This is a genomic window from Pseudofrankia asymbiotica (genome assembly GCF_001983105.1).
Taxonomy (GTDB): Bacteria; Actinomycetota; Actinomycetes; order Frankiales; family Frankiaceae; genus Pseudofrankia; species Pseudofrankia asymbiotica.
Genome location: NZ_MOMC01000100.1, coordinates 1 through 11431, shown reverse-complemented (window position 1 = coordinate 11431; position 11431 = coordinate 1). Strand labels below are relative to the sequence as shown.

At 74.1% G+C, this 11431-nt stretch carries 10 protein-coding genes; 1 reads left to right on the top strand and 9 read right to left on the bottom strand.

Annotated features, from left to right (window positions below; genetic code table 11):
- Positions 1 to 191: 191 nt before the first annotated feature.
- From BL253_RS35485 to BL253_RS35460, 6 genes are all read right to left on the bottom strand, one after another.
- Complete coding sequence (locus BL253_RS35485; protein WP_076822168.1) at positions 192 to 1286, bottom strand: alpha/beta hydrolase; 1095 nt, start codon at positions 1284 to 1286, stop codon at positions 192 to 194.
- Positions 1283 to 2179, bottom strand: a complete 897-nt coding sequence (locus tag BL253_RS35480; RefSeq protein WP_076822166.1) for a 2-oxo acid dehydrogenase subunit E2 — start codon at positions 2177 to 2179, stop codon at positions 1283 to 1285. The genes BL253_RS35485 and BL253_RS35480 overlap by 4 nt, the downstream gene beginning before the upstream one ends.
- Positions 2176 to 2403, bottom strand: coding sequence for a phosphopantetheine-binding protein (locus BL253_RS35475; RefSeq protein ID WP_076822164.1), 228 nt, complete (start codon positions 2401 to 2403; stop codon positions 2176 to 2178). The genes BL253_RS35480 and BL253_RS35475 overlap by 4 nt, the downstream gene beginning before the upstream one ends.
- 15 nt (positions 2404 to 2418) lie before the next feature.
- Complete coding sequence (locus tag BL253_RS35470) at positions 2419 to 3495, bottom strand: 3-oxoacyl-ACP synthase III family protein (RefSeq protein ID WP_076822162.1); 1077 nt, start codon at positions 3493 to 3495, stop codon at positions 2419 to 2421.
- A complete protein-coding gene (locus BL253_RS35465; protein WP_076822160.1) occupies positions 3492 to 4607 on the bottom strand; it encodes a ferritin-like domain-containing protein in 1116 nt (371 codons plus the stop codon). Before BL253_RS35465 ends, BL253_RS35470 begins: the two co-directional genes overlap by 4 nt.
- Before the next feature lie 69 nt (positions 4608 to 4676).
- Positions 4677 to 5513, bottom strand: a complete 837-nt coding sequence (locus tag BL253_RS35460; RefSeq protein WP_081439017.1) for a TetR/AcrR family transcriptional regulator — start codon at positions 5511 to 5513, stop codon at positions 4677 to 4679.
- 119 nt (positions 5514 to 5632) lie between these two features.
- On the opposite strand from BL253_RS35460, the gene BL253_RS35455 reads away from it, so the two are divergent.
- A complete protein-coding gene (locus tag BL253_RS35455) occupies positions 5633 to 7189 on the top strand; it encodes an MFS transporter (RefSeq protein WP_076822159.1) in 1557 nt (518 codons plus the stop codon).
- Between the two features lie 88 nt (positions 7190 to 7277).
- Here BL253_RS35455 and BL253_RS35450 read toward each other — a convergent pair whose 3' ends face one another.
- The 3 genes from BL253_RS35450 to BL253_RS35440 form a co-directional block, all read right to left on the bottom strand.
- A complete protein-coding gene (locus BL253_RS35450) occupies positions 7278 to 8840 on the bottom strand; it encodes an FAD-dependent oxidoreductase (RefSeq protein WP_081439016.1) in 1563 nt (520 codons plus the stop codon).
- 20 nt (positions 8841 to 8860) lie between these two features.
- Positions 8861 to 10291 carry an acyl-CoA carboxylase subunit beta gene (locus BL253_RS35445; protein ID WP_076822172.1) on the bottom strand — a complete coding sequence of 477 codons (1431 nt, stop codon included), beginning with the start codon at positions 10289 to 10291 and terminating at the stop codon, positions 8861 to 8863.
- Positions 10292 to 10390: 99 nt separating this feature from the next.
- On the bottom strand, positions 10391 to 11431 hold a 1041-nt coding region (locus BL253_RS35440), incomplete at its 5' end, for a KR domain-containing protein (RefSeq protein ID WP_076822157.1).

Here is an 11431-nt window from a genome sequence, read left to right as displayed (position 1 = left end):
CCGCGCTCTAAAGCCGCTCCAGGACGCCGCTCCAGCCATGGCCTGTCCTCGGCCAGGAGACGCGGCCGGCTCCCGGCGCGGGCCGCGGCGGGCCGGCTCCCGGCGCGGGCCGGCGGGCCGGCGCCCGGAGCGGGCCGGCGCCCGGAGCGGGTGCTCCGGGCGGGCCTGCCGGGGCGTGACCGTGACGGGGTTCAGCCGCCGCCGCTGGCGAGTACCCCCCGCGCTCGCATCGCGGTGAGCCGCCAGCGCAGCGACGCCTGCTGCCGGGGGTCCACCCGGCGCATCCGCAGCAGCGACAGCACCAACCACAGGCCGCTTTCCGCCACGTGGTTCGGCGAGCCGTGCACGTCGTCGTTCGTCCGCGTCCGCAGCCGGCGGACGTGGCGTCGCAGCATCTGGGCGTCCTGGGGCGGGATGATCTCGTCGCGCCGGCTGACCAGGGCGTGCACCGGGACGTCGATCGCGCGCAGCGCGCTCGGGTCGATCGCCCAGCCGCGCATCCGCTCGACGGCGTCGGCGGGCTTCTCGCCGGTCAGGTGCCCCAGCGTGTCCACGGTGATGCGGGGCAGCGCCCGCTGCCACTCCCGGTCGGTGAAGAACGCGTGGACCGGCGCGCCCGCCAGGATGACGCCCCGCAGCCGGGGATCGTCCGGCGCGCGGCGCAGCGCCAGGTGGCCGCTGAAGCTCAGCGTCATCGCGTAGGCCTGGGTCGCGTCGACGCCGCGGTCCCGCAGCGCGTCGAGGACGTGCGAGAGCATCCGCGGGCTGTCGGTGTCGTAGCGCGCCGCGTTCTCCCCGACTCCGGGCATCTCGGTGACCAGGCCGGCCATCCCGAGTGCCCGGGCGCGCAGCAGCAACGGCGCCCACTGCTCCTTGACGCTGACGATGCCGCCCATCACGAGCAGCACCGGGCGCGGCTGCGCCGGATCGAGCCCGACCGTCCAGCAGCCGAGCCTGCCCTGCGGCAGGTCGAGGTCCAGACGCTGGATGGGCGAGTTCTCGCGGCGCCACCGGTCGAAGACGGTGACGCACCGGGCCAGCGCGTCCCGGCGCGGCTGCCCGTCGACGTACGGGAAACGGGCCATGTTGTAGTACCGACAGGCCTCCAGCAGCCGGCCGTCCCGTTCCAGCCGCTCCGCTGCCCGGCTCCACTCGGCGACCCAGGAGCCCGGCCCGTCGTCGTCGTGGCTGACCTGGTCGAGCAGCGGCTCGTACTGGGCCGGCGGGATGCCCTGAGCGCGGGCGTGCACACCCACGTACTGCTTGAGTTCCGCGACGTCGTTCATGCGCGGTCCTCCCGCCGTCCGGTGCGCGGCGCGCCCGCCGCCGCGTGGCCGCGCTCGTTGCCAGGCGCGCCGGCCGTGGCCGTGGCCGTTGCCGGGTCGGCGCAGGCCGCGGCGCCGGCGTGGCCGTTGGACGCGGGCACGAGCGCGAGGCGTTCCAGGTCGTCCTTCAGCTCGCCCAGCAGGTCGGCGGCCTCGGCGCCGTCGATCACCCGATGGTCGAAGGTGAGGCTCAGCCGCATCACCGGCGCGACGGCGACGGCCCCGCCCCGGACCACTGCCCGGTCCAGGACCCGGCCGAGGCCCAGGGTGACCGTGGTCCCGCCGACCGAGTGGAACCCGTCCACCGGCCGGTGACCGAGCGAGGTGACGGCGAAGGTCCCGAAGACGGCGGCCCGTTTCGGCAGCGGACGCGCCACCTTGCGGAACGCCCGGGGCGCGAACGGCCAGCGCTTGCGGTGCAGCGCGCGCACGCCGGCGAGCTCGGGCATCCGTTCCGGGTCGCCGTCGCGGAACCGGTCGACCAGCCGTTGGATGTCGTCGAGCGAGGCCTTCTGCAGATCGCGCAGGACCGGCGCGACGACCACCCGCTGCCCACCGATGGTCTTGTCCAGAGTCAGCTTGCCGTTCACCGAGCTGTGCTGGATGACCTTGGGCCAGACGGTGCCCCGGATGGCGGAGTTCGCCTGGGGATGCCGTTCGAGCACCCGGGCCGCCGCGTGCAGGACGTAGGTCACGACCGAGTACCGGCGCGCGTCCAGCGCGGCGGCGCCGCGATGTGCCATCACCTGTGTCATGTCCACCTCGGTGTCGAGGTGGACGGGGGAGAAGGCGCGGATCTCCCGGAGGAAGTACAGGGTGTGGCGGCGTTGCCGGGGGACGGGCTGGATGGTCATGCGCTCACCGCGAGCCGGTAGATGCTCTCCAGGCTGGCCGCCTCCAGCACGTCGGTCATCGCTATCCTCCGGCCGGTGGTCCGTTCCAGGGCGGCGAGCAACGCCAGCAGGTGGACCGAGTCCCAGCCGGGAAGCTCGTCGAAGGTCCGCCCGACGTCCTGGGCGGTCACGTCCAGCCCGATCTCGTCCTGGACGAGATCGACGAAGTCGTCGATCGTTTTCACAGGTGACCTCTCCCGTCAGAGCCGTTCCACCGCCAGGCCGCCTTTGATCCACTTGCTCGACTCCACCGCCACCACCGCGGCGYGGTCACCGGTGGTCGCCAGCTCCAGCAGCCGTTCGAGCTGGAGGAACGGCAGCGCGTTGCCGTTGTTGCCGGTCTGCTCGACGCAGCTGATCTCCCGTGGGCCGTCGAGCCCGAGGTGCTCCACGATCCGGGCGGTCATCCGTCCGGACAGCTGCGGCGGCAGCAGGTAGTCGAGCTCGTCGACCTTCCATTCGAGCGTGTCGAGCAGCTCGTCGACGATCTCGCCGGCGAGCACCGGCACCGACGCCTCGATCGCCTTGTAGTCCTCGCTGGCCGCCGGCCGGTCGGAACCGCGGTCGCTCTTGGTGAACCACTCGAGGACCTGCCCGGGCGGGCGCCCCAGACCGGTGAGCCTGGTCAGGACGTGGCGGATGGCGATCCCGCCCTGCCCGGGCCGCGCGGTGAGCACGGCGGCCCCGGCGCCGTCGCCGAACAGCGCGGCGTTGACCAGCTCGGCGGGCGGCAGCGCGGCGAAGTCGGTGGTCACGTCGTAGATCCGCGTGCACACGTCGCCGCCGAGGACCAGCGCGGTCTCGTGCCGGCCGGCGAGCAGCAGCTGGTGGGCGACGTCCAGCGCCTGGATCGCGCCGGTGCAGCCGGACTGGAGCTGGAAGGTCGACACGTCGTTGACGCCGAGACGCTCGGCCACCATGTTGACCGTGGCCGGCATCAGCTGGTCCGGTGTGGCGGTGCCCAGGACGACGAGGTCCACGGCGGCGCCGTCGGCCAGGCTCGAACCGTCGCCCGGCCCCGGCCCCGGCCCGAGGCCCGCGGCGGCCAGGGCGCGCCGCCCGGCCGCCGCGCACAGGTCCGCCAGGGAGTGCCGCAGCTCGCCGGTGGCCAGGTCGGTGGCCATGTGGCGGCTGCGCGTTCCGATGAACGCGTCGACCCACTGCTCCCACAGCGTGTCCATCCCGAGGAACCGGGCCAGCGCGGCGTTGTCGACCGGCTCCCCGGGCAGCGCCGTCCCGACCGAGACGATGCGGATCTCGCGCTCGGGCGCCGTCACAGGTCCGCCGCGGCCGACGCGATCACCTGGTCGACCTCCGCGCGGCGCGCCTGCTCGGCGGTGGCCTGGTCGCGGTCCAGCTGCTCGGCGACCTCCTCGTCCCTGCGCATGAGCGTCTCGAGGTCCTGGCGGGCCAGATCGAGGACACCCAGGTCGGCGTAGACCCGCTGCATCCGCTCGCTCCACAGCCCGATGTCGCGCACGCACGRCACCAGCCGGCTGAACAGCAGGCCGCGGAAGGCACGGACGTGCGGCGACGCCTCCAGCAGCGGCTGCGACTCGCTCGCCGGGATGCCGAAGTTCTCCCAGACCTCGATGCCGCGCAACCGGTCCCGCATCAGGTAGCAGCCCTCGATCACGAACTCCTCGCGCTCGAGCCGCTCAGCCTCGGTGATCTCCCGGTAGTAGTCGCGCAGGGCGAGCCGGCCGAAGGCGACGTGCCGGGCCTCGTCCTGCATCACGTACGCGAGGATCTGCTTGGGCAGCGGCTTGGTGGTGAGGTCGCGGATCAGGCTGAACCCGGCCAGCGCCAGTCCCTCGATGAGCACCTGCATGCCGAGGTAGGGCATGTCCCAGCGGGAGTCCGTGAGGGTCTCGGCCAGCAGGCTCCACAGCTGGTCGTTGATCGGGTAGATGAGGTCGAGCTTCTCGGTGAGGAAGCGCGCGTACAGCTCCAGGTGGCRCGCCTCGTCCATGACCTGGGTGGCCCCGTAGAACTTGGCGTCGAGGTCCGGGACCGACTCCACCACCCGCGAGGCGCAGACCAGCGCGCCCTGCTCGCCGTGGAGGAACTGGGAGAACTGCCAGGCGGCGACGTGCCGGCGGACCTCTCGATGCTCCTGCTCGCTCATCTTGTCCCAGAGCGGGGTGCCGTGGATGGCGATGCTCTGGTCCGGCATGCCGAGCGCGTCGTAGGGGTCGACCTCGATGTCCCAGTCGACCCGGGTGGCCGCGTCCCACTGCTTGTCCTTGCCCTTCTGGTACAGGGCGAGCAACTGGTCGCGGCCCTCGCCGTAGTCCCAGGAGAACCGGGCCGCGCCGGTCGCCGGGACCTCCTGCGCGGCGGTTGCCGTGGTGCCGGCGTCGGCGGGACGGGATTCGGAAACGGGCACGGTCGCACCTCCTCGAGCGTAACTCGGGGTGATCGTGCGATCTCGCGCTTAAGCGGCTCTAATCCCGGGCTAACGGTCCAGGCAGTCGACGGTGGCCGGCCGCGCGTCCCCGGGGGCGGCGGCCACCAGCGGCAGGACGATCTGGTCGACGACGGACGAGATGAACGCGTCGGGCAGGACCGGCCCGTGGACCAGCGAGTACTGCACCAACAGCGCGGGACCACTRCCGGCGACCAGCTCGGTGGCCGCGTCGGGCCGGACGTCGCCGCGCTCGGCGGCCTGGCGCAGCAGCTCGAGGATGCGGTCGACGCACGGCTGGACCACGTGCGCGATGACCGTCTGGCGGACCATGCCTCGTTCGCAGCCAGCCTCCGCCGACACGATCTGGAACGCGGTTCCCTTGGTCGAGGTGAAGGCGACCTGGACGCAGCGCAGGAGGGCATGCAGATCGGCGCGGACGTCGCCGGTCAGGGCGACCTCGGCGGGCGCGGGCAGGGCCTCACGCAGCGCCTCGCTGATCATGTCGTCCTTGGACGCCCACCGGCGGTAGAGCACGGTCTTGCTGGTGTGCGCGGCGGTGGCGACGTTGTCCATCGTCAGGTTCGCGTAGCCGACGGTCCGCAGCTGCTCGAACACGGCGTCGAAGATCGCCTTGCGCAGTGCGTCCCCGCGCCGGCGGGTGGCCGGGCGGATGCCGGCGGCGGCGCCCGCCGTGACCGGTCCCGCGCCGGCGGCGGACGTACCGTCCCCGCCCGCCGCGCCCCTGGTGACGGTGTGGTCAGGGACGGCGGTGTCGTCCGGGACGGCGGTGTCCGGAATCGCCGTGGTCACCGGCCGGCCGCCCGCCCGGCGCTGGGCCGCGAGGTACCCCGGGGCGTGACGCCGCGGCCGAGGCTTCCGGGACATGAACCCGATCGTACCCGCGTCGTTAAGATACGTCCTGGTACCCAAGACCTCCCGCGCGTTGCTAGGATCCCGGTTAGGAAACGAGATCGGACCTTAATTGGCTAGCCGAGGAGGTAGCGGTGTCGACGACAACACCGGTCCAGCAGGGGGTGGACGACCCCGGCTCGGTACCGGACGAGCGGCGGGGCAACATCGCCCTGATCGTCATCGTGACCTGCCAGTTGATGCTCGTCCTCGACGCCACGATCGTGAACGTGGCGCTGCCCGACATCCAGGGCGCCCTCGACTTCTCGCCCACCAACCTGGCCTGGGTGCTGAACGCGTACACGATCGCCTTCGGCGGCCTCCTCCTGCTGGGCGGCCGGGCCGGCGACATCCTCGGCCGGCTCCGGGTCTTCCAGGTGGGCGTGGTGGTGTTCTGCCTCGCCTCGCTGGCGGGCGGCCTGGCGACCGAGTCGTGGATGCTGGTGGCGGCCCGCGTCGGCCAGGGGCTCGGCGCCGCCGCCGCGTCGCCGAACGCGCTGTCCCTGCTGACGGCGACCTTCTCGGAGGGCCCGCGGCGGACGAAGGCGCTCGCCGCCTGGGCGGCCGCCAACGGCGTGGGCGGGTCGATCGGCCTGATCATCGGCGGCATGCTCACCACCTGGGTGTCCTGGCGGTGGGTGATGTTCATCAACGTGCCGATCGCGCTCGTGGTGGCCGCCCTGGCGCCGCGGTTCATCACCAGCCCACGGCGCAACCCCGGCCGGTTCGACGCCGTCGGCGCGGTGACCGCGACCGTCGGCCTGTCCGCGCTGGTGTACGGCTTCATCCGGGCTTCCTCCGACGGCTGGAGCGACAGCCTGACGCTGGTGTCGTTCGCGGTCGCGGTCGTCGTGCTGGCCCTGTTCGTCGTCATCGAGGCGCGGGCGAGCCAGCCGGTCGTCCCGCTGAGCCTTGTCACGAACCTCTCCCGGGCCCGCACCTACGCGCTGCTGCTCCTCATGGTCGGCAGCATGATCAGCATGTTCTTCTTCACGACGCAGTTCCTGCAGGAGGTGCTCGACTTCAGCGCGCTGCGGGCCGGCCTCGCGTTCCTGCCCATGTCGGTCGGGATCATGGTCTCGGCGCAGCGGACGACGAAGCTCCTGCCCAGGCTCGGCCCGAAGCCGCTGATGCTGGCTGGCGCCGCGCTGTGCACCGGTGGGATGGTCTGGCTCACCCGGCTCTCCGAGGACACCGGCTAMGCCACCGGGGTCCTGGGCCCGATGCTGCTGTTCGGGCTCGGCGTCGGGATGCTGATGGTGCCGCTCAGCCTGAACGCGGTGGGCGGCGTCAGCCCGCGCGAGTCCGGCGCCGCCTCGAGCATGATGGTCGTGACCCAGCAGGTCGGGGCCTCGCTGGGCCTTGCCGTGCTGGTCACCGTCTACGGGACGGCGAGCCGGCGCGCCGCGGAGCACCCGCCCGCCGGCCTGTCCCGGGCGGACCTCGCCGACCACGTGCTGGCGCACGGCATGGCGAGCGCCTTCACCGTGGCGGCGGCCTTCGTCGGCCTCGTGTTCCTGGTCGTCCTGTTCACCTGGCGCAACCAGCGGCCCGCGCCGCCGCCGGCCGCCGCGCCTCCGCCGCCCTCGGCGGAGCCGACCTCCGTGTCCGCGACGGAGCTGATCCCGCGGCCGGCGGCGGCCGACGAGTAACCGGCCCGACGAGCGACCGGCCCTGACCCCGCCGGTGCGACCGGTCCTGACCCCCAGCCTGGTTCCCGGCTCCTGGCCGGCCGCGGGGTCAGGACCGGTTCGGCGTTCCGAACCAGCGGGTGAGGGCCTCGGTGAGGGACGGGGTGCCGGCCGCGGCGCGCAGGGCGGCGCGGGCCGCCCAGACGATCCGGCCGTCCGGCCGCAGCAGCACCTGGGCGGCGTCGATCTCGTCGCCGCCCCCGGCGGGCCTCGCCGGCACGACGTCCACCCGGCCGGCCCAGCCAGACAGGCCGGCCACCACGTCCTCGGCCGACTCGCCGGACAGGTCGAGCAGCAGCCCTCGCCCGGCGCGCAGCAGGCGGGCGACGGACGTCTCACCGTCCCGCGTCTTCAGCGGGACGTCGGCGAGCCGCGTTCCGACGAGGGGGTGGGCCGTCGCCGCGCCGTCGTCGTCCGTGGCGACCGCGCCGGGGGGCGCCAGGTCATAGCGAACGTCCAGGGCGAAGGCCATCCGCACGAAGTAGCTGTTGACGTCGTCGAGCTGGATCAGTTCGCGCAGCAGCTCGCGCACCGGCCCCATCCGGTCCAGCGGGTGCAGCAGTGCCAGCTGAGCGGCCGTCGTCTGACAGGCGCGGGCACCGGCCGGCCGCCGCTCCGCCTCGTAGCTGTCGAGCAGGCCGGGCGGCGCCCAGCCCTCGATCTCGGCGGCGAGCTTCCACCCGAGGTTCACGGCGTCCTCGATCCCCGTGCTCATCGCCTGGCCGCCCAGCGGGAAGTGCACGTGCGCGGCGTCCCCGGCCAGGAGGACCCGGCCGTCGCGGTACCGCTCGGCGAGCCGCGTCGCCCCGTCCCACCGCCGCATCCAGACCATCCGCGGGTCGGGGTCCTCGAGGCCGGCGAGCCGGTGCAGGCTGGCGCGCAGCTCGGCGACGGTGACGGGGGCTCGCGGGTCGTCGGGAAGCCGCGCGAACTCCGCGGTGACCAGGCGCAGCAGCCCGGGACCGATCGGGCGCACGGTGAGCATGCCGGCCGGGAACTCGTGCGCGCCGAGACGCCCGGCGACCGCGGGCGCGGACGCGGTCTCGACGTCGCCGACGAGCCCGAGGAACGGCGTGTCGCTGCCGGCGAAGCCGATGCCGGCCAGCGTGCGCACCGTGCTGTCCCGGCCGTCGGCGCCGACCAGGTAGCGGCAACGCAGAAAGTGGTCACGGCCGCCGCCGTCGCCGGCCACCGGCCGGACCACCGCCGTCACGGCCTGGTCGTCCTGGCCGATCCCGACCAGCTCGCGGCCGCGCAGGACCGACACGCCCAGCTCGGCGGCCCGCTGCTCGAGCACCAGCTCGAGGCGCGACTGCGCGACGGCGAAGCTGTACGAGTGCCGGCCCGGCAGCCGGGTCGGGTCGAGCCACAGCTGGGCGAAGTGGGCCCGGGGGAACTCGGCGCCGAACGGGAGCAGCGGCGCCATCAGGCCTCGCTGCTCCAGCAGGTCGACCACCGTCGCGTTGATCGCCTGCCCGGGCGACTGGTTGGACGGGGCCGGGTCGCGTTCGACGACCGCGCACCGCACGTCCCGCAGGGCGAGTTCGCAGGCGAGCATCAGGCCGGTCGGACCGCCGCCCACGACGACGACATCGTGATCCACCTGGTCCACGTGTGACTCCTCCTCCGTGCTCAGAGCGGGATGTTTCCGTGCTCGCCGCGGCGGTCGGCGGCGGCGGCGAACGTCTCGATGAGCCGCCGTCGGGTCGTCGTGGGCTCGATCACCTCGTTGACGACGCCGAGGGCCACCGCCCGGTCGACGCCCGCGGCGATCTGCCGGTGCTCGTCGGCGAGCCGGGCCGCGAGTGCCGGCCGGTCCGGCTCCGGCGCGGCCGCGAGCCTCCGGCGGTGCAGGATGCCGACCGCCGCCTCGGCGCCCATCACGGCGATCTCCGCCTCGGGCCACGCGAACACCGCGGTCGCCCCGAGGGCGCGTGAGTTCATCGCGATGTACGCGCCGCCGAACGACTTGCGGGTGACGAGCGTGACCCGCGGCACGGTCGCCTCGGCGAACGCGTAGAGCAGCTTCGCGCCCCGGCGGACGACGCCGTCCCACTCCTGGCGCACGCCCGGCAGGTACCCGGGGACGTCGACGAGGACCAGCAGCGGCACGCCGAGCGCGTCGCACATCCGGACGAAGCGGGACGCCTTCTCGGCGCTCAGCGAGTCGAGGCAGCCGCCCTTGCGGATCGGGTTGTTCGCGACCACGCCGACCGCCCGGCCGCCGAGCCGGCCCAGCCCGATCACCATGTTCGGCGCCCAGCGCGGCTGGATCTCCTCGAAGCCGCCGTCCTCGTCCAGCACGGCGCGCACCAGCGGGCGGACGTCGTACGCCCGCCGCGGCGCGTCCGGCAGCAGCGCCCGCAGGTCCCGCGGCTCGCCGGCGGCCGCCGGGTCGAAGCGGCCCGCCCGGGCGAACAGCCCGGTCAGCCGCCGCGCCTGCGCCAGGGCCGCCGCCTCGGAGGGCGCCACCAGGTGCACCACCCCGGACCGGCGGCCGTGCGCGTCGGCGCCCCCGAGGCCCGCCATGTCGATGTCCTCACCGGTGACGCCGCGCACGACGTCCGGGCCGGTGACGAACAGCCGCCCCGCGTCCGACATGATCACGAGGTCGGTGAGCGCCGGGCCGTAGGCGGCGCCGCCCGCGGCCGGACCCAGTACCACGGAGATCTGCGGCACCCGGCCCGAGGCGCGGACCATGGCCGCGAACATCGACCCGATGCCGTCGAGGGATTCGACGCCCTCGGCCAGCCGGGCGCCGCCGGAGTGCCAGAGGCCCAGCACCGGAAGCCCCTTGTCGGCGCCGAGGTCGATGGCGCGCGCGATCCGGCGGGCGCCGCCGGCGCCGATCGCGCCGCCCATCGTCCTGCCGTCCGTGCAGTAGGCGACGACCGCCTGACCCTCGACACGCCCGGCGACGGCACGGACCCCACTGCCGTCGTCCTCGTGCAGAGGAGCCAGCGACCCGGCGTCGAGCAGGCGGCCGAGGCGGCCGACCGGGTCGCGGTCGTCGGACGCCGCCTCCCGGCGGGGCCGCGGAAGCGCGGTCACCACGTCTGTCATCGGACCCACCGCCCGGATCGAGCTCTCGTCTCGGCCACCGGAACTCACCTCTCCTCCTTGGTCTGTCGGGCCGGCTGCGCCGGGCCACGCGGCCGAGCGTCAGGAGATGCCCAGCTCGTTGTCGATGAAGTCGAAGATCTCGTCGTCGCTGGCGCCGTCGAGCCGTTCCGTCGGGGCGTCGCCGGCTCCGTCCGCGTCGGGGCCGGCCAGGCCGTCGAGCGTCGCGAGCAGCTGTTGCAGGCGCTGCGCGAGGCGCTCGCGGGCGTCGGCGTCCAGCTCGCCGGCGAGCTCGGGCAACTCGGCGGCGAGGCTGTCGAGGTCGGCGAGCCGGGCGGTGGCCGGCGCGGCCTCCGAGCGCAGGTACTCGGCGAGAGCGGCCGAGTTGGGGTGGTCGAACACCACCGTCGTCGGCAGCCGCAGACCAGTCCCGGTGGCGAGCCGGTTGCGCAGCTCGATCGCGGTGAGCGAGTCGAAGCCGAGCTCCAGGAACCCCCGGGCCGGCTCGATCGCGCCGGACTCGCCGTGCCCGAGCACGTCGGTGACCTGTCCCAGCACCAGGTCGAGGACGAGGGTGGCCTGGTCCTCACGGCGCCGTCCGGCGAGCCGGTCGGTCAGCGTGCGGCCGCCGTCGCCGCGGCCGCCGCCGTCGCCGTTTCCCGAGCTGAGCGGGCCGCGCCGCCCGGAGCCCGCCGTCCGGGCCGGTGGGACCAGCCGGTGCCACAGCGGCGGCAGGTCCGGCTGGGCGCGCAGCGGGCCGAGGTCGAGCATGGCGGGGACGAGGGCCGGCCGCCGGCTGGCCAGCGCCCCGTCGAGCAGGGCGAGCGCGGTGCCGGTCGGCATGGGGGTGATACCGGTGCGGCGCAGGCGGCCGTGCTGGGCCGGGTCGAGGCGGGCGGTCAGTGTGCTGGTTTCCTGCCAGAGGCCCCAGGCGAGGCTGGTGGCGGGTAGTCCTTGTGTGTGGCGGTGGTGGGCGAGGGCGTCGAGGTAGGTGTTGGCGGCGGCGTAGGTGGCCTGGCCGGGGTTGCCGATCGTGCCGGCGATGGAGGAGAACAGGACGAAGTGTGTCAGTGGTAGGTGCCTGGTCTGGTGGTGCAGGTGCCAGGCGGCGTCGACCTTCGGGGTGAGGACTCGGTGCAGCTG

Bases quoted from the DNA above. Each gene is read 5' to 3' on its own strand.
- BL253_RS35485 (WP_076822168.1), bottom strand. From the start codon at position 1,286: ATGAACGACGTCGCGGAACTCAAGCAGTACGTGGGTGTGCACGCCCGC.
- BL253_RS35480 (WP_076822166.1), bottom strand. From the start codon at position 2,179: ATGACCATCCAGCCCGTCCCCCGGCAACGCCGCCACACCCTGTACTTC.
- BL253_RS35445 (WP_076822172.1), bottom strand. From the start codon at position 10,291: ATGACAGACGTGGTGACCGCGCTTCCGCGGCCCCGCCGGGAGGCGGCG.